The sequence below is a fragment of the Rhodococcus antarcticus genome (assembly GCF_026153295.1).
GTDB classification, from domain to species: domain Bacteria; phylum Actinomycetota; class Actinomycetes; order Mycobacteriales; family Mycobacteriaceae; genus Rhodococcus_D; species Rhodococcus_D antarcticus.
Window position 1 is genome coordinate 25,329 of record NZ_CP110617.1, and the last position, 23,173, is coordinate 48,501.

Consider the following 23,173-nt stretch of genomic DNA (forward strand, 5'->3'; position numbering starts at 1 on the left):
GGGTAAGGATTCTCCGGCCGCATCCGGGCCCCTGTCGCCTACTGGATTGCGCTGTTCAGGACTGCAGGCGCTCCTCAACGATCAGGTACCGGCGTAGGGCTGCTTCCACCAGGGCGCTACGGCTGCCGGCGCCCCACTGCCCCGCCAACGCGTCAAGCTGTTCGACGTCGGAACGAAGAACGCCAGCAAGAGGAACGCGCGCTGGTGCCTGGGAATGACGCCGCCGTGTCGATATGGGGCTGGATGAACTGAAGAGCCCCCCGTGTGGTGCCGGGGTACCCGCGGGACCGGTCCAGTGCTGTGCCAGATCGTCTGCGTGGGCCTCAATGGCGTCGAGTGCGACCCGCCCGTACGTCCGCGCAGTAGCCGGGTTGGTTCCCCTTTCCTGCAGGGTCAGTGCACGCAGAGCTGCGTACACCTCGGGGGCGAGGGTGACCTCCGGGGGGGCGACTCGTGATGGTGCAGCGAGGCTGGCTGCGCGTTGCGAACGCGCGGTCGCAGCGGCGGTTGGCCGGGCCTGTTCGGGGGTAGTCGACGGTGCGTTAACCCGAGTGTTGTCCACCGAGGCGGCCGCATCAGGCGCGGGACGAGTGGGCGCAGGGAGCGGCGGTAGCAACTCGTCGATGTCGTCGAGAGCCGTGGGGTCGAACGCCGCGCGCCTGCGGGCGGTGCTCATGCCACTCCCCCATCGCGAACGCTGACCTGCTCGGCTGCCCGCATGCGGTTGAGAATTTCTCGAGTGAGTGCCTGGTAGTCCCCCGCCAGCCCAGAGGGGTCTCGAGACCACAACCGATCACCGCCGCCGACCTTCTTGCGAAGCTGGGCGATTCGGTGCCGCTGGTGATCGCTTGCCACCGCAACCAGCTCGCCTGGGGTGAGGTGTCGCGTCCGCAGGTCCACGCTTGCGGCCCTGTCAGATCGAATGATGCTCTCGAAGGCGTTCGCGCCGCTGCCCTCGAGAAGCTGAGCGACCTGGTCGACGATCTCACTGTTTCGGGCAGTGGCCCGAGGATTGACGTCGAACAGAACCACTCCGAGAAGTTCGACCAGGGAACCTGATGCCCGCGCCCGCAGGTATCGAGCGGCTAGCATCTCCACTCCTGACAGGCTGGCATCGTCGTCTCGAGTGGGTACCAGCAGGTATCGAGCAGTGGCGAGAAGTGCGTCGAGCAGGGGTGCGTCACCAGGTCCAGAATCGATGAGGACGAGGTCGTAGGCCTCTCGTGCGCAGAGGTCGTCGAGGGTGCTTGCGAGGTTGGCGCGCAGGTCCATGCCGGTCTGCGCGGCGGTCGCTGCCATCGCCCCGACCAAGGCCAGGGATGCACCGCCCGGGATGACATCGAGCCCAGGCCGGACGTCGCGAACCGGCTGAAGCGGCTCGGCGTACTGCAGGGCCATAGCGAGCGAGCGACCGCGATCACCTTCGACTCCGAGATCAGAGGTCGAAACGTTTGCTTGCTGGTCAGCGTCGAGAACGAGAACGCGCTTGTTCGCGGCCGCGACCATGCCTGCAACGGCGGCCACGATGGAGCTCTTGCCGACACCCCCCTTCTGGTTGGCGACCAGAAGGGTTCGGTTCGCATGGCCGGTGCTCATGCCGTCGCACAGTACGTACCACCGTCCGTGCCGCGTGCCTTCGACACGCACCTGCATACGACCTTTTGGACGGTATTTCATCCTGCCTTACGTTCGGCGTTACATCTTGCCTTCCGACCGTCGTTGTAGATGGTCGTGTTGATGGCTTTATGTCCGCCCTGTCACCCGTCCGTGTACATGACCATGCGTATGGCTTTACGTGTGGCCGACTGTGCGGCAAGGCCAGGTCACTGGTGGCCGCGGCGGTGCTGGACGTGCTCGGCCAGGGCCAGCCTGTCGGCGGCTTCTTGTTCGGATCGTCGGTGGGCTGCGTTGGTGGCGGTGGTGTGGGCGGCGGTGAGGGCGGCGGCTCGTCCGGGGCCGGTGAGGGCGGCGACCGCTGTGTGGCGGGCGGCGGTGTGGGTGTCGCGGGCGTTGAGCTGGGCGGTGGTGCGGGCGGTGCGGGCGGCGAGCTCGGCAGTGGCCTGGGCGTCGGGGATGGCGGTGGGGCGTTCGTTGATGTCGACGAGGTTGAGAAGGTGGCAGAGGTAGGAGATGGGTCGTCGTGGTGCGGTGAGGATCTGGTGGCCGGTGGTGGTGAGGTCGGTGAGCAGCTGGTTGAGGTCGCGGGCGGTCCACCCTGCCGCGGCGGCGGCGCTGAGTGCCCCGGACCAGCGGTGGGCCCCGTACTGCCTCGCCCACCTGGGGCACCGCTCGGAGGCCCTCCAATCAAGCATGAGGGCCGTTGCGGGGGTCCTGGAGCCCTCCGACCCACCAAAATCATCCTGCGCATGTCCTGGTGTCGTTGCCCGGCGCGCAGCGCCGTCCTCGTCCCGCGCAGCGGGTGTGCTTGGCTGGTTAGGGGTGGAGGTAACAACATTCCCATCGCTGCGCTCGGGGGAAGAACTACCACTACGTGGTGGGGTGCCACGCACCGTCTGACCTGCGATGACGCGCCCGGGGTTGTCCACAGGGATGGGGACGGGATCGGGTGCAGGGTCGGGGAAGCGGGGGGAGGGGTGCAGGGCGTACTCCGCGGTCCAGCCTCGACGGGTGTCCCCCCGCTCCCAGGAGGCCAGCCGCTCGATGAAGCTCCGGTGCCGGCCGGGCGCGACCTCGGTGGCCAGCCCGACCAGACGTAGCCAGGTCCGGGCTCGGGTGACGGTCCGCTTGCCGAGCTGTGTGGTGGCGGTGATCCCGGTGGTGCCGCCGGTGACCCCGAGCAGGGGCCGTGAGCAGCGCCCGGTGCGGTAGTCACCGGCCCGGGCGTGGGCGGTGGCCACCGCGTGCACAGCCCGCAGCGACACCCCACCCCCGGTGGCAGCGACCAGTTGGGGGCGGGTGAGCAGGTAGCCACGGCGGTACACCGCCACCACATGGGCCAGCCAGCGCTCGGCCGACCACCAGCAGGGCAGGGCCGACCACGAGATCGGCTCCACGCTCGCGCGGGCCAACGGCCGACGCAACAGGATCGAAGCAGTGGGGGAGGAGGAGTCACGCCGGGCCGGCGGACGCGTGTGCCGCGAAGCGACACGCGAACCACTAGACCGGGTGTATGGACCGGATTCAGGGTGCGAGGTACCCTGAGACAAGGCAGCCAAGCCAAGTCCCTTCGGGGCAGTGCACCAAGCCAGCGAGCGTCAACTCACTGGTCCTAGTTTTTAACCCGGACCCGCCCTGCCAGGGGCGGGTTTTCGGCGTACTAGGGCCTACTGACCAGGTGCGATGTGGAGTTGTTTTGCGGTCTGTCGACCGCTCACCGTCACGCGGTCTGAGGCAGCACCTCCTGGTCAAGCTGACGAACGAGGTCGTCCCGGCCAACGTGGGCGGCCATGACGTCAGCGACGTACTGGCTGATGCTCACGCCCCGTTCAGCAGCGGCATTGCGCACCACGTCGTGGACGGGGTGAGCAAGCCGCGTGATCGTGACGACGCGGTCTCCCTTGTGTGGCTGGGCCATGCGCCACACCCTGCCGCCTCGTATCTGATTCGCCGGGTAGACACGCCCGAGTCGCGTAGAAGTACGCATCTCTAACCATCGCTGTCCCGACAGGGTTGTCGGCATGGTCCTAACCGCCGAGCAGGTACTCCCGCAGTGCGTCGACGAGGGTCTGCACCCGGTCACGGTCGAGGTCGTAGCGGACCCGGCGCCCGCTGCGCGCACCCGCCGCGGTGTCGGCGACAACGAGGTGGGCGGCCTCGAGCTGCACCAGACGCCGCCGGGCGGTGTTGGCGTCGGTGCCCAGGGCCTCGGCGATCTCCCCGGTGGTCGAGGGCCCGTGCACGGCGAGGTAGCGCACCACCCCCCGGGCGAACATCGTCCCGAAGCTCTCAATGGCCGCTGCCACCTCCCCGTCCACAGGCTCGGAGGGTCGGAGATAGCGCGGCACCCACCCATCGTGCCGGACACCGACCCTGTCGTGACCAGCAACGCTAGCACGACACTTATTGTCGTGCTTTGATGGTGGGGTAGTCCGAAGATCACAAGCCGAGCACGAGGCGCAGCAGCCTGTGCCGGATGGAGCAGAGCAGAAGCGGGAGAAGCCCTGGGGAGGGGTTTCCCGCCAAGGGGGAGAAGCGATGAGGCCGTCCACGACCGCGCCCACTGGGCCACCCAATGTCTGATCAGGAAGCACGGAAGTCGGGCGCCGCGGCTGTGGTGGCGGTGCTGGGGGTGCCGGTCGGTGTGGTGCTGTTGGTGGTGTTGCTGCTGAGCGGGGGGAGCGCTGCGGCGGCGGCGTGTGCTCCTGGTACGCCGGGGTCGCTGGGGGTCCTGGTCGCTGGGGGGATGCCCGCGGGGTACCTGCCGCTGGTGCAGCGGGCGGGGAGGCTGTGCTCGGAGTTCCCGGCCCCGGTGATCGCCGCCCAGCTGTCCGCCGAGTCCACCTTCTCCGATGCCACCTCGCCGTCGGGGGCGCAGGGCCCGGCGCAGTTCATGCCCGGCACCTGGGCCACCTGGGGTCGTGACACCACCGGCAAGGGATTCGCCGACGTCCACGACCCCTCCGACGCCGTGGATGCCCAGGCCCGCTTCGACTGCTCCCTCGCCGCCCAGGTCCGCGAGGGAATCGCCGGGGGCCGGATCGACGCCGGGTCCTCGGTCACCGAGATCGCCCTCGGCGCCTACAACGCCGGCTTCGGAGCCGTCCTGGGTGCCCGTGGGGTGCCGGGCAACTCCCAGACCCAGGCCTACGTCCCGCGCATCCTCGACCTGGCCCGCACCCGGTTCTCCGACACCGCCACCGCGACCCCGCCGGGCCCGGCCACCCCGGGTACCACCGTCACCGCCGCCTCCGCCGCGTCGGCGGGGTGTGGGGCAGCGGGCGGGGCTGTGCCGGTGGGTCCCGGTGGTGGGCCCCGGGCCCAGCAGGTCGTCGCCGCCGCCCTGACCCAGCGGGGTCTGCCCTACATCTGGGGCGGGGGCAACTACACCGGGCCCACCGGTGGTGGCTTCGACTGCTCCGGGCTCACCGCCTTCGCCTTCCACCAGGTCGGGCTCGACCTGCCCCGCACCGCCCAGACCCAGTACGCGGCCACCGCCAGCGTGCAGCTGCCCGGCGGCTACACCCCGGCGGCTTACCAGCCCGGGGACCTCCTGTTCTGGGGGACCCCGGACAACATCCACCACGTCGGCATCGCCATCGGCAACGGGCAGATGGTCCACGCCTCCACGTTCGGCCAACCCCTCGCGGTGGCCCCGATCTATGACGGCGACTTCCTCGCCGCCACCCGCCCCCTCGGCGCAGGAGCCACGCAGTGACCCGCCGCCACGCCGTCCTCACCGCGGCGACCACCGCGGCACTGCTGGTCGCCGCCGCCGGGTGCACAACCAACACCCAGGACGCACCGACCCCGGCCCCGCCCAGCTCGAGCACACCGGCACCGATCCCAGCCCCGACGTCGGCCGGCGCTTCGGCGACGTCGGGGGTCCAGACTCCGACCGCGTCGGCCCCGGCGATGCCGACCGGCACCCCTGGCCGGCCGCGCGGGCTGCCCGCCGCGACGGTCGACACCACCAGCGCGGACGCCTTGGCGGAGGCCTTCACGACCACCACGTTCGCCTACGACACGGCCATCGATCTCAGCGTGTTCGACGCCCAGGTCCGCTCCGCCGTCTACGCCACCCCCGCCTTCGCGACCGAGCTCACCACCCCCCTGGCGCAGACCGGCACCGCATTCTTCGCGGACCTGGCCTCCCACCAGGGGTTCACCACCGTGGCCCTGGCGACCAACGCCGACGACGGCCAACCCGCGGACGCGCTGCGTTCCGCCGCGCGGTCGTACTCGGTCACCACGACCGCGCGGGGCAGCGGCGGGTACACAGCCCCGGTCGACACCACCACCGTGTACCTGATGCTGACCCGGGCCGGGGCCAGCGCCGGGTGGCAGGTCACCTCGGTCACCTTCGGGCTGGGCCGATGACCCGCCCCCGCCCCCGCCGCAACTCCCGCCCCGGGGGTGCTGCCACCGGGTACCTGGGCCCCGACGGGCGGCTCTGGCAGGTCCCCGCCTACCCGCGCCCGGTCGTCGTCCTGGACACCGACGTGGTGACCATCGACGGACGTCGTTACCCGGTGCGCCCCGGGCAGGAGCCCCGCGACGCCGCCAACCCCGTCCTGGTCGAGCTGGCATTGCGGCTGCGGGGGGAGGCCGGGGCCATCCACGCCGACGTCCGCACCACCGGCAGCGAGCAGTCGTGGCCGGTGGTCGTCACCGGCACCGGCGACGTCTTCGACGCCACCCCCACCAGCAGCGGGAGCGGGACCCGGCGCAACGGGCGGCTGCTGCTCGCCGGGGGAGGGGTCCTCGTCGCGGTCCTGGGCCTGGCCACCGCCGTGGTGGTCGTGGTGTCCACCTCCTCCGCCCCCGCGGCCACGGTGGCCGTCGTGGCCGGGCCCGCACCGACGGGGACGCCGGTGCCCTACCCGCAGCTGCCCCCACCCGGGTTCTCTCAGACCGCCGCCTGGTCGGCACCCATCGACCCGGGCACCACCCCCGTGATCACCACCACCGGGCAGATCGTCACCGTCAGCCCCCCCGGGGCGGGGGAGCGGACCCTGGACGTCCGGGACCCCGCCACCGGCATCACCGCCTGGTCCGCGGTCCTGCCCCGGGGTGCCGGAACCGGCTCGGAGGGTGTGCGCCTGTCCCAGGTCGAGGGCCACGAGTCCGTGGTCGCCACCACCTCCACCGACCTCACCTGGTGGCCCACCGACGGCGAGGATCACACCCCCCGCACCGTGGCCCTGCCGGTGGGTGCGGTCGTGTCCTTCGCCGGGTCCACCCCGCTGGTGACCTGGCCCGCCCAGCACGCCGGCATCCTCACCGACAGCACCCCCACCACCGGCGCAGCCCTCACTGACCTGGCGGTCCCCGCCGGTGCGGTCGCCGTGGGTGCCACCGCCGGGACCGTGATCGCGGTGAACAGCGTCGGGCAGCTGTGGCGGCTCACCCCGGCCACCGCGCAGTTCCCGCCGGCCCCGGTGGCTACTGCCGCCCTGGTTCCCGGGGCGAGTGCCCTGGAGTCCGTCGCCGCCTACACCGCCCCCACCCCGGCCGGGGCCACCCCCGAGCTGCTGGTGCTGACCTGGTTCACCCCCGACCCCGCGGTGCGGGTGGTGAGCCTGCTCGATGCCACCACCGGCGCCCCTGTCGGTGCCCCGGTGACGGTGGCCCGCAGTGACCTCACCGGCGGGTGGCAGACCTCCGAGCACAACACCCTGGGCACCCTGGGTCGGGTCCTGCTCGACACCACCGTCCCCGCCCTGCGGACCCTGCCCGCCGGATGGGCCACCACCGCGATCAGCGACACCCAGGTCCACGGCAGCGCCGCGAGCACCCCGATGGTCCTCACCCCTGCTGGTGTCGCCACCCCCACCGGCTCCGGGGTCATCCCCCTCGGCGTCATCCCCACCGTGGTTATCCCAGGGGCTATCGCCGCCGGGTTGGCCGTGGTCACCGCGACCGCCGGCACCCTCACCACCCTCTACGGGCTACCCACCTCCACCACCCCGGCCGGGCCCACCCCGTCGGTGCCGGTGCCCGCACCCCCGGCGCTGCGGCCCACCAACCCCGTCCCGAGCCCTGCCCCCGCCCCCACCTCTGGAGCTGCCTCGTGAGCACCCCCGACCGCAGCCGCGCGGGCAACCCGCTGCTGCCCACCGCGCCGCCGCCGTCGCCCCGCGAGGCACCGATCGAGTCCTCCGCGGTGCTCCGCGACCAGGTCGAGGCCCGCTACGGACCGCAGACCCCGCTGAACATCCCCCAGCAGGTCGGGGTCGGGCTACCCCCGTGGCGGGTGACCACCAACCCCGCCCTCTGGGTCGTCGGTGTGCACGGCGGCGCCGGGGCCACCACCATCACCCGCCTCCTCGGGCCCGCCACGGCAGAGCTGGCCCGGCACTACCCCGTCGCGCCCACCGGGGCACCGGCACCCCGGGTGCTGCTGGTGGCCCGCACCCACGCCAGCGGCCTGACCGCCGCCCGGGGTGCCGCCGCGCAGTGGGCGTCCGGCACCACCGGGGTGACCCTGGTGGGCCTGGTCGTCGTCGACGACGGACCGCGGCTGCCCAAGGACCTCGTCGCCACGGTGACCGCCCTGGGCGGCATGGTCCCCGCCCTGTGGCACCTGCCCTGGTGCGAAGCCTGGCGCAGCACCACCACCACGCCCACCGAGGTGCCGCGGCGCACCCGCAAGAGCCTCGACGCCATCACCGCCGCCGCCGAGAAGGCCACCGCCTGCCTACCGGCCCCGGGCACCCCGGGTGGGGCACTGCGACCACCACCCCCGGCTCACCCCGACCGCCACCCACCCGCCCCGCACCACACCACCCTGTGGGCCGCCCGGCCCACAGCCGACTGACCCCAGAAGGAACCCACCATGGCCACCCTCAGCACCCTCCGCGACACCCTCGTCACCGAGCTCTACCTCGGCCAGTCCGGCATCACCGTCACCCCCGAACGGCCCCCGGGCACCGACGGACTCGTCCGCCTCATCAACTACGTCGCCTGGGGCGCCTTCGCGATCTGCCTCGTCGGCTTCATCATCGCCGCCGCCACCATGGGCATCAAGCACTCCCGCGGCGAAGACCTCCCCGGCATGAAGGGCATCGCCCTGTCCCTGCTCGGCACCGTCCTCATCGGCAGCGCCGGGGCCATCGTCGGCTCCGTCACCAACTAACCACCCGCACCCTTACCCACCGACCAACCAGCAGGGGGACGACCATGCTCGGCAGACGCACCACCTCACGCGGTGAAGAACCAGGCTCGGGACTGGGGCCCGGCTGGTGGGCCGCCGCCGCCCTCATGGCCGTGGTCGTCATCGCCCTCGTCGGCGTCCTCGTCGTCGTTGGGACCCGCGACAAGACCACGGTGGCGGCGGGGGACCCGACAACGGCCCCCGCCGCCCCCTCAGCCCTCCCCGCACCCGACGGCGGCGGCAGCCCCGCCACCACACCGCCCAGTGGGGACACCCGGCCCGCTGGGTGTGCCACCACCGGCACCGACCAGACCATCCCCATCGACACCCCCGCCGACGTCACCTGGACGTTGAACAAGGGCCTCGCGGTGCCGATGTCGCCCAGCGACGGTCCGGCACTGCGAGGACCGGCAGGCGTCGCCTACTGCTACTCGCAGACACCGGTCGGCGCCGTGCTGGCCGCGACGAACCTCGGTCGTGGAACAGGTACCGACGCTGCCGTGAAGGCGGAGCAGCTGAAGTTCTCGACGGTGCCCGGCCCCCTGGCGGATGCCTACGCCGCTGAGCCGGTAAAGCCGAGCGACCCCGCTGCGTCGGCGGGCGTGCAGTTCCGCGGGTTTCGAGTCATCAGCTACTCGAAGGACAGCGCCAGTATCGCGTTGGCGGGCGCCAACGCCGCGCAGCCGGGGATCTACGCGGTGCTGACCATCGCTCTGCAGTGGTTCCAGGGAGATTGGCGGGTAGTCCTACAGCCCCAGTCTGGGGGCGTTGTCACGACCACGACGACCCGGTCGCTTGATGGCTTCGTGGCCTGGTCAGGTGTTTCCTAATGCCGGATTGCACTCCTCTTGACTTCGGTTGCAAGCTGTCCGACGGCATTGGTGGCGCGATCGGGAGTGCCACCAGCGCCGTCGCCGGTGGCGTCCTGGATGAGGTGCGGAAGTCGGCGGTCGAGATGACCACGACGATGCTGAAGACGTTGGGCACGTTCTGGTTGAAGATCCCGTCACCGAGCTTGGACGTGTCCCCGGGCACGGGCACCGGTGGCGGTTCGGGTGTCGGTGCTTTGGGGGTGTTGCAGTCCAACCTGGCGTTCTTCACCATCCTCGCCGCCGTCGTCGGCCTCATCATCTGCGCGGCGAAGATGGCGATCACCGCCCGCGGTGAGCACGGCGCCGAAGGGCTGAAGATGCTCGCCCGCCTCGTCGGCGTCGCCGGTGCCGGCGCCGCCGTGGTCGCGCTGCTGGTGGCCTCAGGGGACGCGTTCGCCCCGTGGATCATCGAGCAGGCCACCGGGGCACCGTTCGAGCAGTCCGCCCCCACCATCATCACCCGTGAGGCGCTGGGAAGCATGACGGCGCTGCTCGCGATCCTGGTCGCGGTCTTCGCCCTGTTCGGGTCCCTGGCCCAGGTGCTGTTCATGATCCTGCGCGGCGGGATGCTCGTGGTCCTGGTCGCCGTGTGGCCCCTGGCCGCGTCGCTGTCCTCCACCGAGCAGGGCCTGGGTTGGTACAAGAAGATCAATGCCTACCTGATCGCCTTCGTCCTGTTCAAGCCCGTCGCCGCCATCCTCTACAGCGCAGGCTTCCTGCTGCTCACCGGCGGCAACGCCACCACCTCCGACGATCCGAGCGTGGACGCCACCATCGGCACCCTGCAGGGCCTGGCCCTGCTCACGGTGGCCGCGCTGGCGTTGCCGGCGCTGCTGCGGTTCGTGTCCCCGCTGACCTCAGCGGGGTCGGGCTCGATGAGCGGTGCCGCCGCCCTGGCGGGCACCGTCGCCGTCGGCGCTGCCGTCGTCACGATGGGCGGTGGAGCCGCCGCTGCCGGTGCCGGTGGCGGGGCCAGTGCGGGCGGGGCCGCCTCGGGCGCTGGTGCTGGTGCTGGTGCCGGTGCCGGTGGTGGTGCTGGTGCCGCCGGCGGTCAGGGCCCGGCCGGCGGCGGAGGCAGCCCCGGTGGGAGCTCCGGCGGCTCCGGTGGCGGCTCTGGTGGTGGTGGCGTCGCCGGTGGTGGCGCGACCCCGTCCGGTGGTGGTTCCGCCGAGGACCCCGGTGCCGGTGCAGGAGGTGGCAGTGGCAGCGGTAGTGGGGGCGGTGGTGGCTCGGCACCGCCGCCACGACCGGCGCCGTCGGAGGGTGGGAGTGGCGCCGACCGCCCCGCCCCCGCCTACGCCGGGGCGGCATCCGGGTCGCGGATGGCCGCGGCCAGCAACGGTGTCCGGGTGATGACCGCGGCCGCGGAGAACGCCGCCACCGATCACAGCGAGCCCTCCGGGGCCCGCCACGAACAGCAGACCCAGTGATGCGCACCGACGGTAAGGACGTGACCTTGTGACCACCCCGCAGATCGTGGAGCCCGTGCGCTACGGCAACCTCCGCAACCCCCGCCGCCCCGGCGTGGCCGGACTGTCCCTCGCCGCCACCGTGCTGGCCGGGTCCTCGGCGCTGGCGGTGGTGACGTCGATGATGGCGTTCAACCTGGCCACCGCCGGCGTGGTGCTGGTGGTGGCCGTGGTGGTCCTCGCCCCCCTGGTCCAGACCGACCGGGAGGGCCGCATCGGCTACCAGCGGATCGTGGCGCGCTTGCGGCACCGGCGGGCGGCGAAGGCCGGGCGCACCACCTACGTCGCCGGCCCCGCGTCGACCGGCACCCCCGACGGCCGCACCCGGCTGCCCGGGTTGGCTGCGGCCACGGAGCTGCTGGAGGGCCACGACGTGTACGGCACCCCGTTCGCCGTGCTGCACACCAAGGCCACCGACCACTACTCCGTGGTCTTCCAGGGTGAGGCCGATGGTGACGACCTGGTCGACCAGTCGGTGACGGACGCCCAGGTCGCGCACTGGGGTGGGTGGCTGGCCCGGTTGGGTCAGGAGGCCGACGTCGCCGCCGCGTCGGTGACGGTGGAGACCGCGCCGGACCCCGGTACCCGGCTGACCCGCATGATCCGTGGCCACCAGCAGCCCGGGGCCCCTGAGTTCGCCGCGACCACCCTCGACGAGATCGTGGCCAACTACCCCTCGGCGTCCAGCATCATCACCACCCGCATCGCGATGACGTTCACCGGCAAGGCCCGCAGCGACGAGACCCGCCGCAGCCCGGCCCAGATGCTGGAGTACCTGGCCCGAGTGGTGCCCGGCTACCGCAACCACCTGCGGGTCACCGGTGCCGGGACGTCGGTGCGAATGATGAGCGCCGCGGACCTCACCGACGCCATCCGCGTCTGCTTCGACCCGTCGGTGTCGCAGCTGGTCGACGAGCAGCGGGCCGAGAACCCGAACGGCACGGGCCTGACGTGGTCCGAGGCCGGACCCGCCTTCGCCCAGGAGCACCCCGACCGCTACGCCCACGACGGGGCGTTCTCCATGGTGTGGCAGATGCGCCAGCCCCCCACCGGGGTGTTCACCGACACCGTGCTGAAAGCGTTGTTGGCCCCGCACCCCGACATCGCCCGCAAACGGGTCACCATCATCTACCGCCCCGAGTCCGCCGAGGCCGCCGCGACGATCGTGGAGCGCGACGTCCGCGACGCCAACACGATCATGACCGGCAAGGCCCGCGCCCAGCACCGGGACTCCACCGCCCTGCGGGCAGCGAACAAGGCCGCCTCCGAGGAAGCCGAAGGCGCCGGGCTGGTCCGCTTCGGGATGATCGTCACCGCCACCGTCACCACCGAGGCAGGTTTGCAGCGGGCCGCGTCCACGATCAACCAGCTCTCCGCCCCGGTGAAGCTGCGGCTGCGCCTGGCCCGGCACAACCAGGCCGCCGCGTTCACCGCCGGGCTGCCCCTGGGCCTGGTCCTGCCCGCGCACCTGCTGCTCCCGGACATGCTGCGGGACGCCCTGTGAGCACCCGAGGGGACCTGAGCCCAGGGCAGCAGGGGGGTCAGCAGCCGGGGCACCAGCTGCAGGTGTCACCGGCAGATGACCGTGACCCGAACATGACGATGCGCATCCCCGCCCGGCAGGTCCCGCCGCGGCTGCACACCCCGCCGACGATCGCCGCACCCCTGACGCGGGCGCAGCGCAAGTCCGCCCGGAAGGCGACCCGCGCCGCCGCACGCGTGGAGCGGGCGAACCGGCCCGGTGCCCGCGGGTGGCGCCGCCCGGGTGGGGGTTCGGTGGCGTGGGTGGAGGCACCCCCGGAGTTCCGGGGCACCACCGTGCAGGTGTGCGGGTTGTGGCCGTTCACCGCCGGCTCGGGCACCCCCACCGACGGGGTGCCGTTGGGTCGTCACCTGCTGTCGGGGGCCACGGTGTGTGGGGACCCGCTGTTCTGGTTCCTCGCCGGCCGCATCTCCAACCCCTCCGGGTTCATCCTCGGTCGCCCCGGGCTGGGCAAGTCGTCGTTGGCCCGTCGGATCGTGAACGTGTCCACCGGGTTCGGGATCATCCCCCTGATCCTGGCGGACCTGAAGCCGGACTACCCCCCTTTGGTGCGGGCCCTGGGGGGGCAGGTCATCGTCGTCGGACGCGGCCGTGGCTACGTCAACCCCCTGGACCCCGGACCCCTCGCCGGGGATCTCCACCTGCTCCCAGTGGTGGCGCGGGAGCGGGTCGCCGCCGAGCAGCTCGCGCGCGCCCTCAACGTCCTGACCGGGCTGCTCGAGCTGGTCCGCGGTGGGCGGCTCACCGACCGGGAGCAGACCATGCTCGCCGCCGCCCTGCGCGTGCTCTACGCCGACCCCGACGGCCGGGTCCCGGTGATGGGCGACGTGCTCGACCTGGTGGCGTCGCGGCACCCGCGGGTGCGGGCGGTGTCGCTGGACCGCGGTGACGACGACCGCTACGACGACGTCACCGAGAACCTTCAGACCGCGCTGATGGCGTTGTGTGAGGACGGGCAGTTCGGGGACACCTTCGCCCGCCCCACCAGCGTGCCCATGCTGCTGGACCGGGCCGTGGTCTTCGACGTCTCCGCCATCGACGACGCGGAGATCATGTTGCAGGCCGCCGTCCAGCTCGTGTGCTGGTCCTACGGCCAGTCCGCGGTGTCCGCGGCGAAGGAGCTGGCGGAGGCGGGGCTGCGCCCGCAGCAGTACTACCTGATGGTCATGGACGAGCTGTGGCGCACCCTGCGGGCCTCAACGGAGATGGTCGACCGCGTCGATGCGATCACCCGGCTGAACCGGCAGAAGATGCTCGGCCAGCTCCTCATCACCCACACCATGAACGACCTGAAGCTCTCCGACGCGACCGCCACGGCGAAGGCGTGGGGGTTCGTGGAACGCTCGGAGATGGTGTTCATCGGCGGCCTCGCCCCCGCCGAGATGGGCAACCTCACCCAGGTCTTCGCCATGAGCACCGCCGAGACGCAGATGATCGCCGAGTGGTCCACCGAAGGTGGGTTCTCCTCCGAGACCGGCACCCAGGCCGTCCCCCCGGGCCGGGGCAAGTTCCTGCTGAAGATCGGGAAGAACCCCGGCACCCCCTTCGAGGTGGAGCTCACCGCCACCGAGCGCGACGTCAACAACACCAACCGCGGCTGGGAACAGCTCCGGGAGCGCCACCGCACCAGCCTGGTCGCTCTGGACAAGTCGTGAGTGCCCCCACCCGCAACCCGGACCGGCTGTGGCTGTGGATCGCGGTCGCTGTTGTGGCCGTGATTGGGCTGCTCGGGGTGCTGTGGGCAGCGGTGTACGCCGGGGCCGGCAACGCCGGACAGCCCACCCCCGGCGGCCCGGTCACCCTGGTGGTCGACCTGGCCACCGGCACCCGGGCGTGGCCCGGCGGCATCTCCACCGTCCTGGCCATCGGGGTACCGCTGCTCGTGGTCGTGCTCGCGGTGGCGTGGTGGCTGGTGTTCGGCACCACCACCAGGGCCCGCGTCGACCCGGCCGCGAAAGACCTCGCCCGGCCCCGTGACCTCGCGGGGTTGACCCCCACCGCGGTGAAGGCCTCCGCGGCGACGCTGCGTCCCGGGGCCGACCTCACCGACCCCGGCAGCTGGGGCGTCCTGCTCGGGGTCACCCTCGGTGGCCGGGTCCCGCTGCGCATGGACTGGGAGTCCGTCGCTGTGTGCGTCGCCGGGCCCCGGGTCGGCAAGTCCATGTCCCTGGCCATCCCCGCCCTGGTCGCGGCCCCCGGCCCGGCGGTGGCCACCTCCAACAAGGCCGACCTGCACGACGCCACCCGGTCGCTGCGCATGGCCCGCGGCCGGGTGTGGGTCTTCGACCCCCAGAACATCGCCAGCACCGAGCCGGCCTCGGCGTGGTGGGTAAACCTGCTCGCGTCGGTGTACAGCCCAGCCACCGCCGAACGCCTGGCCGGGCACCTCGCTGACGGCAACACCGACCCCGGCGCCACCCCGGACGCCTACTTCGAGCCCGAAGGCCGCTCCCTGCTGGCCACCTACATCCTCGCCGCCGCAGTCTCCGGTGGTGACCTGCTGCACGTCCTGCACTGGATCACCAGCGCAAGCTCCGATGTGCCGCACCGCCTGCTCGCCCAGCACGACCAGCCCGCCGCCGCCGCCACCGCCCGGCGGTACCTGGAGATCACCCCGAAGCAGCGCGACGGCCTGTTCGGCACCGCGGCCAAGATGATCCGCGTCCTCACCGAACCGGCCTACTCCCAGTGGGTCACCCCACCGGTGCGGGTCACCTTCACCGAGGACGCCGGCCGCCTGGTCGCGGTGCCGCAGGCACCGTGGCGTGACCAGGTGCCGGAGTTCGACCCGCTCGGCTTCGTCACCTCCACCGGGGACACCCTCTACGCCCTGTCCATCGAGGGGCGGGCCGCGGCGACGTCGCTGACCACCGCCCTGACCGCCATGCTGTTCGACGCCGGCCAGCTCGCCGCCACCCGCACCCCCACCCGCCGGCTGGCCACCCCGCTGCTGTTCGTCCTCGACGAGGCCGCGAACGTGTGCCGCATCCGGGCGCTGCCCGACCTGTACTCCCACTTCGGGTCCCGCGGCATGCCCGTCATCACCATCCTGCAGTCCTGGTCCCAAGGCTGCGAGGTGTTCGGCGAGGCCGGGATGCGCAAGCTCTGGTCCGCGGCCAACGCCAAGCTCTACCTCGGCGGGGTGAGCGAGGCCGGGTTCCTCCGCGACCTGTCCGCCGTCGTCGGCGAGCACGACGTCCAGCGCTGGTCCACCTCGAGTTCCCGCAACGGCGGGTCCCGCTCCCAGTCCTGGTCACGGGAGCCGATCCTGAGCGTCGCCCAGCTCCAGGCCCTCGACCGCGGCCGCGCCGTGCTGCTCACCTCCGGCAACCCGGCCGCACTCATTGCCACCGTCCCCTGGACCCACGGCCCGGATGCGGACAACATCCGGGCTTCGCTGGCCTACTGGGCACCGGACGCAGAGACCGCCGACACCCGCGTCGCACGTGGCTGGGGGCCGGCGTGAGCGGCTACGACGACGACGGACCGGTCGTCCCGGCAGCCGACGGCGACGGCCCGGGCGGTGATGGCCAGGGTGCCCGGTCGGTGCTGGCATTGACGGTGGAGCTGGGAGACGCCGTCGACCGAGCGGTGCTCAAGCGGGTGCAGACCGAGGCCGACGCCATGGCTGCGATCGCGTTCGAGGAGCTGCTGACCCCGGAGCTGTCGGTGGTCCTGCAGGAGCGGGCCCGGCAGGCCACCGCCGCGGTGCTGGACAACCGGGACGACGACCACACCGCGGAGCTCGCGGGCGCCGGCCCCTTGTTCACCACCGTGCAGGACTGGGTGGCCGGCTTCCTCGCCCGCGTCATCGTCCGGTGGCCCTCCCAGGACTTCATCTGGTGCCCACGTTGGTGGGCCCACGCCGAGGTCGTCTCCCGCCTCACCGGGCTCTGGATCACCTGGGAGCAGGCCCGGCTCGGATCCCCCGCAGACATCAACACGTGGTGGCTGCAGCAGCTCGACCCGCACCTGGCCGTCATCACCGCCCAGGGCGGACCGCTCACCGGCTGCAACCAGAACGAGGGGCACGGCGGCACCAGGGCCGGACTGCGCATCGAGCCACCACCACCCGGGACCTTCGAGTCCCCCTGAACCTGGGTGCCGGCGTCCCACCCCTTCGCCGAGCACCCCTGCCTGGGGCGCTGGTCCCATCCCCCCTGGTCCAGCGCCCCCCACCCGTCGGGTGGGGACCTTCGCCGTGCGGGCTGCGGCTGCTGTCGTGCGGGTCGTCTCAGCCGAGGGTGTCTCAGTTCCTCAGAAGTGAGACACCGGACGGCACCGCAGCAGGCCCCGTCACCGGAATGTTCTCCGGACAGGGCCTACGGGACGCGCCGGCGCTCGCCCCCTCTGTGGCCTGCCGCTATCCCGGTAGCGGTTTCTCTTGCGGGGCGGCCGGACGGGCTGAGGTGAGTGGCAACGACTACCGGGGTGGGTGGGTGTGAATCCCCGGCAGACGCACTTCTCCCGCCACCCGCCTGTCTGGTGATGGACTTTCGACCCTGGTGCGAGCACGAGGCCGGAGGTCGAATAACGCATGGAGTACGCGGGTTTGACGATGGGTGCCGACGCGGGTCGTGGCTGGGGGTGCTCGGCGTGAGCGGGGGGACGTCGCAGGAGGTGATCGAGGAGCTCAAGGTGAGCACGCGGTCGTTGGCGCAGGCTGCGCCGGCGACCTGGACCGCCTTCGCGGATCTGCATCGTGGCGCCGTGGCTGACGGTGCCCTGTCGGGGAAGGTCAAGGAGCTGATGACGCTGGCCACCGCGACGGTCAAGCCGCGCGACGGGTGCATTACCTACCACGGGAAAGCTGCCGCTCGACGGGAGGCGTTGGGGTGGCCCTGCTGATAGATGGGGGAACTGCGTCGGTGTACGCACCTCGTACGTGGGCGGCGTTCCACGAGTTCACCGAACCGCCGATAGCGCCGCCGTCGTGACGGTCGTGGGCGTTGAGTCGCTGGTGCTGGGCGAGCTCGCTCAGCGTGGGCCGGTGCTCGCCGTGGTCGCGCACCCTGACGACGAGAGCTTCGGCCTCGGCGCGGTGATCGCCGCGTTGCACGTGGAGGGCGCTGACATCCGGGTCCTGTGCCTGACCCGCGGGGAGGCCAGCACTCTCGGGGCGAGCGCTGACCTCGGGGTGGTCAGGTTGCTCGAGCTGAGGGCCGCTGCGGGCGTGTTGGGGGTGTCGGAGGTCGTCCTGGAGGACTTCGCCGACGGCGGCCTCAGCGGTGTCCCTGTAGCCACTATCGACGATGTCCTCAACGCGCAGCTGCGCGATGCGGTGACGCTGCTCGTCTTCGACGTGTCAGGGGTGACAGGCCACCCCGATCATCGGGCGGCGAGCGCTGCGGCGCTCCGGGTGGCCCGGCGTCACCACCTGGACGTCCTGGAGTGGGGCGTCACCCCCCAGGTCGCTTCCCAGCTGAACATCGAGCTTGCTACCAGCTTCGTCGCGCTGGCCGGTGATGGCGTCACCGACATCGTGGTCGACCGCACCGTCCAGCTGGCGGCCATCGCCTGCCACCAGAGCCAGGCCCACGACAACCCGGTCCTGACCCGTCGCCTCGAGCTGCAGGGCACCCTCGAACGCGTCCGCCTGCATCCCGCCGACCGGGTGCAGGGCACCGGATAACAGGTGGTACCCCGATCACCTTTGTCGGGGTACCACTTAGCCCTGTGGTGCCAGCCGGGACCAGGTCGTTGCACGCCCGGCCGGTAGTTGTCCCAATCGCTTCGCCCTGACGGTGGCGGGGCAGCGTGATCAGCGGTCAAGGCCTCGGTGGTCGGTCTCCGGCAGGGGCCAGTGGTGTCCCTGTGGTGCTGGTGGGTTGTAGGCACTGCGGTGGTAGGGGGAACCAGCGCAGTGCCTCGAAGTCCGGTGGAAGGCCGGTGGGTCCGTCGGGCACTTCCGCGGTCCGTGACGTCAGCAGGGTGCGGGCGTCGCGCACGTCATTGGCGAGGGCGTCCTCGCCGAGGGTCGCCCGGGCCGCCGGGTACCGCAGCTCACCGGTGTCGTCGTAGCGCACGTCATGCAGGCGCAGGATGGGTTGCCACGGGCCTGCGCGGTGGTGCCATAGTCCGGTGTGTGGGTCGAAGGTGTAGTCGGTGAGCAGCCGGTGGCCGTAGTGGGCCACCAGGTCGACCGCGTCGATGAGGTAGTCCCGCACGGTGTCGGAGATGAAGTAGTTGAAGTTGAGGCGGGTCCAGCCGGGTTTGATGCCCTCGCAGCCGAGCCCGATCTCGTGCCGGAAGGCGTGGGAGTGCTGGGGGTCGATGGCCAGCAGGCGGTGGCCGTACGGTCCGGCGCAGGAGCAGCCACCGCGGGTCTGGATGCCGAACAGGTCGTTGAGCAGGGCAACGACGAAGTTGTGGTGCAGGTAGCGCCCGCCGCCGGCCCGCAGGCGGAAGGAGACGATGGACAGTCTCCGGGCCTGGGAGTGGCCGAGGATGTCGATGTCGGGGTTGCTCTGCCACCGTTGCAACGCGTGGCGCCACAGGCGCGTCTCTCGTTGCTCGATGAGGTCGGTGCCCACGGCGTCCTTGAGGGCGAACACCAGCCCGGCGCGGATCGACTCGATGATCGCCGGGGTGCCGCCCTCCTCCCGGGCCACGGGGTCGTCGAGGTAGCGATGGCCCGTCGGGTCCACGAACGCCACCGTGCCGCCACCAGGCGCGGTGGGCACGCTGTTGCCCACCAGCTCTCGGCGCACCACCAGGACCCCGGGGGTCTGCGGGCCACCGACGAACTTGTGCGGGGAGAGGAACACCGCGTCCTTGTGGTCGTCGGCCCCCAGGCCGCTGCTGCGCACCCGGATGGGGACGTAGGGCCCGGCGGCGGCGTAGTCCCAGAAGGACAGTGCGCCGTGCTTGTGGAGCAGGGCGGCGACCCGTTCGGTGTCGGTGAGCACACCGGTGACGTTCGATGCGGCGGAGAAGCTCCCGATGAGCAGCGGCCGGTCGGCGTACTCGGTGAGCCGTTCGGCCAGCTGAACCAGGTCGATGTGGCCGTCGGGGTCCTCGTCGATGACGATGACGTCGGCGATGGACTCCCGCCACGGCAGCTCGTTGGAGTGGTGCTCGTAGGGGCCCAGGAACACCACCGGACGCTGGTGTGCGGGGATCCGCTCACCCAACCGGTAGCGCTCGTCGAGGCCCGCGGGAAGGCGGAGCTCGAGGATGCCCACGAGCTTGTTGACCGCCGCGGTGGCCCCCGACCCGCAGAAGATCACCACGTCGTCCTCAGTGCCCCCGACCGCGTCGTGGATGAGCCGCCGGGCGTCCTCCCGCAGCTGCGAGGTCTGCAGCCCGGTGCCGGAGCTCTCGGTGTGGGTGTTGGCGTACCGCGGGAGCACCTGGTGGCGCAGGAAGTCCTCCAGGAAGTCCAGTGACCGCCCCGAGGCGGTGTAGTCGGCGTACACGATCTGACGCCGGCCATAGGGACCGTCCACCACCTCACCCTCACCCAGGACCCCACCCCGGATTCGCTCCACCAACGGTGAGCTCGGTGCCGGACCCGAGCAAGAGGTGCCCCCTGACCGCAGCCCGAGCCCCGCCGCACCGTCGTCGGTGGCGTACGGGCCCCGGCCCCAAGTTGGGTCAGAGACGACGGTGGTGTCCACCTCGGCGTTGGTCAGATCGGCGGGTGGAGCAGTCCAAGCCCCGGCGGGTGCGGTGAGGGCGGAATCTTGTCTGGGCGTCGCCATGGTTCAAGCCTGCCCCCGGTGGGGTTCGAGCAGCAGGGACCAACGACACCCACCACAGGGGTCGTGCGAACCACGCAGGGTGGGGATCCTTGGGCCCGCTGCGCGGGGTGGTCGGCGACCAGACCCGGTGTCATGACCAGGACAGTGCGAGACCAGGCCGTGGTGGTAGGCGTCGACGGATCGGAGAGCGCGGACCGGGCGGTGCGGTGGGGTGCTACCGAGGCGGCTCGCCACCACGTGGGTCTGCTTACGGTGGACATCAGCTGACGTCGAGCTCCTGGTGCATGCCGTCGCTGTAGTGGTTGGCGAGGTTGCACACCATCTCGTAGTGGCCGGCGGGCAAGGTGACGTTGACCCAGGACGCGCTGCCGGAGGTGATGCCGTCACCGGCACCGTTCCCGCAGCTGGTGGAGGCTTCGCCGAGCGCGCCGTCCTCGGTGACCTTGCCGTCAGCACCGACGGTGCGTTGACCCGCACCCGCCCCGGCGTCCAACGGCAAGATGATGAGTTCGTGGGTGCGCCAGCCCCGGTTGTCCACGACGAAGCTGACCTGCCCGGCCGGCACGCTCACCGGGGTGGCCTGCAGCATCATCTGCGCACCCGCTGGCGCGGTCCCGCCCATCGTGGTGTTCATCCCCATGTCGCCCAGGGTCACGGTGACGGTGCTGCCAGGAAGCGATGTCGGCCGCGACGAGCACGAGGCTGCAGAGGACTGGTAACCCCCACCGCCCATGCCGCCGCCGCCCGAGCCCCCACCGCCCATGCCGCCGCCGCCCGAGCCCCCACTGCTCGTGTCGCTGCCAGCGCCGCCCATCAGGGAGCTGCCCGATCCCTGCGAGGGACTCGAGCAGCCCGTGAGAACAACTCCACCCACCACCGCGACCACGACAGACGTCCTCACCCGGCGCCAAGACCACAGTCCATCCATGGCTCCACCTCACCGGGGCATGCGCATCACCGGAAGAGACGGAGGTCCCGGCGACCCGCGACCAACGGTCCCTCCAGGGTTTACCTGCCAGTCCACAACCCGGGCTCGGGTACTGAGCGCGAGATCACCGTCGGAGCCCAGGTCCCCTACGTGCGCCTTCCGCGCGAGGTGGACCTCGTTCGCGAGGTCAGGCTCGTGCTGCAGCTTGAGCACCACCTCAACATCCCGAGGTGTCCGCGAGACGATGGGCGGCGGCGTAGGCGCTCGAGGACGTAGGACGCCGGGCAGCTACCGGTGGCCACCAGCAGAAGCTGGTTGACCTCCACGAGGCCGGCGACCACGAGGAACCGCGGGCTGACGGTCGCGGCCAGTACGGCGGTTCCCAGCGTGACCGTCCCCGCCATCGCGAGCGGCATGCAAGTGGTGGGCTATCCGGCGGTGGTGCTGCACCGCGTGGTCGGGGGTCTCCTGGTGGTGGCATTTCAGCGGTGTGCCGCGACAGGCACCCACAAACTCCCCATGCGGTACGTCGGTGGGGCTGTACCCCATGGGTTGGGGGTGTTGGCCGTGCGGTCGTCGGTGCTGTCGGGTCCCGACCAGGGGTGCACCCCGCCGTGTGGTCGCGCCTCGTCACCAGGACGCACGAGAACGTCCACCGGTGTAGTCGGTGGGCGGCGACCCTCCGTCACGTCGGGTGCCGCACGGCGGTAGCGGGGATGGACGGGTCGTACTGTCTCCGACGGCCGAGAGGAGTGCGCATGCTCACCCCCTGCTTCCGCACCCCACTTCAGCGCACTTGAGCGGGGCTCAGCTCCGGGAGGGGCGGGCGGGGTCGGGGGTGGCTTCCCGCACCGCCCACGTGTTGGGCCGTGCTGGGTGGGAGTCATTGGCGACGTCGAGCTCGTGCTCGAGCTCGAGCAGGGTCTCGACGCGGCTGGGGGGCGGTGGGTCGTTCGTGGGTGTTGGCATGGTCCCTCCTTGCGGGGTCGGATCGGGTTCCACGGTGCTCGTGTGGCCGCCCCGGGGCCAGGGTCGTTGGACCTCGTCCGGCCTGCGGGGTGGGGCTGGTCAGCCGGCGAGGGTGGCGAGGGCGGCGTCGAGGCGGGTGGTGGCCTCGTCGGCGAGGGCGGCCATCGCGGGCAGGTCAGTGACCGAGGCCATCAGCTGCGGGTCGAGGAAGGAGACGATGGAGCCCTCCCCGTCCCCGCGGACGACCACGTTGCAGGGCAGCAGGACCCCGGTGGAGCGGTCGGCGTCGATGGCCTGTTCGGCCAGCGCCGGGTTGCAGGCGCCGAGGATGACGTAGGGCTCCATGTTCTTGTCCCGCTTGGCCTTCATGGTGGCCTGCACGTCGATCTCAGTGAGGATCCCGAAGCCCTGCTCGGCGAGGGCGGTGGTGGTGGCGGCGACGGCCTCGGCGAACGGGAGCTCGACGGAGACGCTGTTCTGGTAGCTGGTCACGGTGGGCCTCTCGGTGTGGTGGGCGTGCTCGGGTTCGTGCTCAGGCGAGGGAGAGGAAGAGGCGCTCGAGCTCGGCCTGGTCGACGGCGCGGGTGCCCACGTCCTCGAGCAGGCACTGCTCCAGACCCGTCGCGATGATCTTGAACCCCGCCTTGTCCAGGGCCTTGGAGGCCGCGGCGAGCTGGGTGACCACCTTGGAGCAGTCCTGACCCTCCTCGATCATGCGGATCACCCCGCCGACCTGACCCTGGACCCGCTTCAGGCGGGCCAGCACATCGGTCAGCTGGTCGGTGTCGATGTCCACGGTCCGCTCCGTCCCTGGTACCCCCATGGGTACCTCTCCACGCGACTGTAGCGCTAGGGCCGGAGGTCCTGTTCCTGCGAACCGGTACCCCCCAGGGTACTGCTACGTTTGACGGCAGCG

Annotated in this window: 22 protein-coding genes; 13 read left to right on the forward strand and 9 right to left on the reverse strand. The window is 71.6% G+C overall.

Translation table 11 applies throughout. The annotated features are described in order from the left end of the window. Positions 1-672: 672 nt before the first annotated feature. From RHODO2019_RS18635 to RHODO2019_RS18650, 4 genes are all read right to left on the reverse strand, one after another. On the reverse strand, positions 673-1,596 hold the full coding sequence (locus RHODO2019_RS18635) for a ParA family protein (RefSeq protein WP_265385113.1): 924 nt from the start codon (positions 1,594-1,596) through the stop codon (positions 673-675). A gap of 227 nt (positions 1,597-1,823) precedes the next feature. Then, positions 1,824-3,029: a hypothetical protein gene (locus RHODO2019_RS18640; protein ID WP_265385114.1), complete on the reverse strand. Its 1,206-nt coding sequence runs from the start codon at positions 3,027-3,029 to the stop codon at positions 1,824-1,826. Positions 3,030-3,337: 308 nt separating this feature from the next. Further along, complete coding sequence (locus RHODO2019_RS18645) at positions 3,338-3,535, reverse strand: toxin-antitoxin system (RefSeq protein ID WP_265385115.1); 198 nt, start codon at positions 3,533-3,535, stop codon at positions 3,338-3,340. Between the two features lie 109 nt (positions 3,536-3,644). Then, positions 3,645-3,923 (reverse strand): ArsR/SmtB family transcription factor, encoded by a 279-nt coding sequence (locus tag RHODO2019_RS18650; protein WP_265385116.1) that lies wholly within the window; start codon positions 3,921-3,923, stop codon positions 3,645-3,647. 440 nt (positions 3,924-4,363) lie between these two features. Between RHODO2019_RS18650 and RHODO2019_RS18655 the strand changes: the two genes are divergently transcribed. The 13 genes from RHODO2019_RS18655 (at position 4,364) to RHODO2019_RS18715 (ending at position 18,289) form a co-directional block, all read left to right on the forward strand. Then, entirely contained in the window at positions 4,364-5,335 is a 972-nt protein-coding gene (locus tag RHODO2019_RS18655) for a C40 family peptidase (RefSeq protein ID WP_265385117.1), read from the forward strand. Further along, the gene (locus RHODO2019_RS18660) at positions 5,332-5,997 is read left to right on the forward strand and encodes a hypothetical protein (protein WP_265385118.1); all 666 of its coding nucleotides are present in this window, start codon (positions 5,332-5,334) and stop codon (positions 5,995-5,997) included. Before RHODO2019_RS18655 ends, RHODO2019_RS18660 begins: the two co-directional genes overlap by 4 nt. After that, positions 5,994-7,694 carry a hypothetical protein gene (locus RHODO2019_RS18665; RefSeq protein WP_265385119.1) on the forward strand — a complete coding sequence of 567 codons (1,701 nt, stop codon included), beginning with the start codon at positions 5,994-5,996 and terminating at the stop codon, positions 7,692-7,694. Before RHODO2019_RS18660 ends, RHODO2019_RS18665 begins: the two co-directional genes overlap by 4 nt. After that, positions 7,691-8,437 carry a DUF6668 family protein gene (locus tag RHODO2019_RS18670; RefSeq protein ID WP_265385120.1) on the forward strand — a complete coding sequence of 249 codons (747 nt, stop codon included), beginning with the start codon at positions 7,691-7,693 and terminating at the stop codon, positions 8,435-8,437. The genes RHODO2019_RS18665 and RHODO2019_RS18670 overlap by 4 nt, the downstream gene beginning before the upstream one ends. Positions 8,438-8,455: 18 nt before the next feature. Further along, positions 8,456-8,755: a hypothetical protein gene (locus RHODO2019_RS18675; protein WP_265385121.1), complete on the forward strand. Its 300-nt coding sequence runs from the start codon at positions 8,456-8,458 to the stop codon at positions 8,753-8,755. 44 nt (positions 8,756-8,799) lie between these two features. Continuing rightward, complete coding sequence (locus RHODO2019_RS18680; RefSeq protein WP_265385122.1) at positions 8,800-9,603, forward strand: DUF8175 domain-containg protein; 804 nt, start codon at positions 8,800-8,802, stop codon at positions 9,601-9,603. Positions 9,604-9,740: 137 nt separating this feature from the next. Continuing rightward, positions 9,741-11,075: a hypothetical protein gene (locus RHODO2019_RS18685; RefSeq protein ID WP_265385123.1), complete on the forward strand. Its 1,335-nt coding sequence runs from the start codon at positions 9,741-9,743 to the stop codon at positions 11,073-11,075. Between the two features lie 28 nt (positions 11,076-11,103). Beyond that, complete coding sequence (locus RHODO2019_RS18690) at positions 11,104-12,618, forward strand: SCO6880 family protein (protein WP_265385124.1); 1,515 nt, start codon at positions 11,104-11,106, stop codon at positions 12,616-12,618. Positions 12,619-12,710: 92 nt separating this feature from the next. Further along, on the forward strand, positions 12,711-14,312 hold the full coding sequence (locus RHODO2019_RS18695; RefSeq protein ID WP_265385125.1) for a putative type IV secretion/conjugal transfer ATPase: 1,602 nt from the start codon (positions 12,711-12,713) through the stop codon (positions 14,310-14,312). Further along, a complete protein-coding gene (locus tag RHODO2019_RS18700) occupies positions 14,309-16,123 on the forward strand; it encodes a type IV secretory system conjugative DNA transfer family protein (RefSeq protein WP_265385126.1) in 1,815 nt (604 codons plus the stop codon). Before RHODO2019_RS18695 ends, RHODO2019_RS18700 begins: the two co-directional genes overlap by 4 nt. Next, positions 16,120-16,752 carry a DUF4913 domain-containing protein gene (locus RHODO2019_RS18705; protein WP_265385127.1) on the forward strand — a complete coding sequence of 211 codons (633 nt, stop codon included), beginning with the start codon at positions 16,120-16,122 and terminating at the stop codon, positions 16,750-16,752. Before RHODO2019_RS18700 ends, RHODO2019_RS18705 begins: the two co-directional genes overlap by 4 nt. Before the next feature lie 525 nt (positions 16,753-17,277). Continuing rightward, the gene (locus RHODO2019_RS18710) at positions 17,278-17,505 is read left to right on the forward strand and encodes a carboxymuconolactone decarboxylase family protein (RefSeq protein ID WP_265385128.1); all 228 of its coding nucleotides are present in this window, start codon (positions 17,278-17,280) and stop codon (positions 17,503-17,505) included. Positions 17,506-17,599: 94 nt separating this feature from the next. After that, complete coding sequence (locus RHODO2019_RS18715; protein WP_265385134.1) at positions 17,600-18,289, forward strand: PIG-L deacetylase family protein; 690 nt, start codon at positions 17,600-17,602, stop codon at positions 18,287-18,289. Between the two features lie 136 nt (positions 18,290-18,425). Here the strand turns inward: RHODO2019_RS18715 and RHODO2019_RS18720 are convergent, their stop codons facing one another. From RHODO2019_RS18720 to RHODO2019_RS18740, 5 genes are all read right to left on the reverse strand, one after another. Further along, the gene (locus RHODO2019_RS18720) at positions 18,426-20,198 is read right to left on the reverse strand and encodes an aminotransferase class V-fold PLP-dependent enzyme (RefSeq protein WP_265385135.1); all 1,773 of its coding nucleotides are present in this window, start codon (positions 20,196-20,198) and stop codon (positions 18,426-18,428) included. Positions 20,199-20,619: 421 nt separating this feature from the next. Further along, positions 20,620-21,015, reverse strand: coding sequence for a sulfocyanin-like copper-binding protein (locus RHODO2019_RS18725; RefSeq protein ID WP_265385129.1), 396 nt, complete (start codon positions 21,013-21,015; stop codon positions 20,620-20,622). Between the two features lie 1,080 nt (positions 21,016-22,095). Beyond that, positions 22,096-22,257 carry a hypothetical protein gene (locus RHODO2019_RS18730; protein WP_265385130.1) on the reverse strand — a complete coding sequence of 54 codons (162 nt, stop codon included), beginning with the start codon at positions 22,255-22,257 and terminating at the stop codon, positions 22,096-22,098. Between the two features lie 99 nt (positions 22,258-22,356). Further along, a complete protein-coding gene (locus RHODO2019_RS18735) occupies positions 22,357-22,749 on the reverse strand; it encodes a DUF302 domain-containing protein (protein WP_265385131.1) in 393 nt (130 codons plus the stop codon). 40 nt (positions 22,750-22,789) lie between these two features. Next, positions 22,790-23,080, reverse strand: a complete 291-nt coding sequence (locus RHODO2019_RS18740) for a metal-sensitive transcriptional regulator (protein ID WP_435532256.1) — start codon at positions 23,078-23,080, stop codon at positions 22,790-22,792. Positions 23,081-23,173: the final 93 nt, after the last annotated feature.

What these genes read in the sequence shown, in the direction of transcription:
- RHODO2019_RS18635 (WP_265385113.1), bottom strand. Translation starts at nt 1,596, where the DNA reads ATGAGCACCGGCCATGCGAACCGAACCCTTCTGGTCGCCAACCAGAAG.
- RHODO2019_RS18645 (WP_265385115.1), bottom strand. Translation starts at nt 3,535, where the DNA reads ATGGCCCAGCCACACAAGGGAGACCGCGTCGTCACGATCACGCGGCTT.
- RHODO2019_RS18655 (WP_265385117.1), top strand. Translation starts at nt 4,364, where the DNA reads ATGCCCGCGGGGTACCTGCCGCTGGTGCAGCGGGCGGGGAGGCTGTGC.
- RHODO2019_RS18665 (WP_265385119.1), top strand. Translation starts at nt 5,994, where the DNA reads ATGACCCGCCCCCGCCCCCGCCGCAACTCCCGCCCCGGGGGTGCTGCC.
- RHODO2019_RS18675 (WP_265385121.1), top strand. Translation starts at nt 8,456, where the DNA reads ATGGCCACCCTCAGCACCCTCCGCGACACCCTCGTCACCGAGCTCTAC.
- RHODO2019_RS18680 (WP_265385122.1), top strand. Translation starts at nt 8,800, where the DNA reads ATGCTCGGCAGACGCACCACCTCACGCGGTGAAGAACCAGGCTCGGGA.
- RHODO2019_RS18685 (WP_265385123.1), top strand. Translation starts at nt 9,741, where the DNA reads ATGCTGAAGACGTTGGGCACGTTCTGGTTGAAGATCCCGTCACCGAGC.
- RHODO2019_RS18695 (WP_265385125.1), top strand. Translation starts at nt 12,711, where the DNA reads ATGACGATGCGCATCCCCGCCCGGCAGGTCCCGCCGCGGCTGCACACC.
- RHODO2019_RS18730 (WP_265385130.1), bottom strand. Translation starts at nt 22,257, where the DNA reads ATGCCAACACCCACGAACGACCCACCGCCCCCCAGCCGCGTCGAGACC.
- RHODO2019_RS18740 (WP_435532256.1), bottom strand. Translation starts at nt 23,080, where the DNA reads ATGGGGGTACCAGGGACGGAGCGGACCGTGGACATCGACACCGACCAG.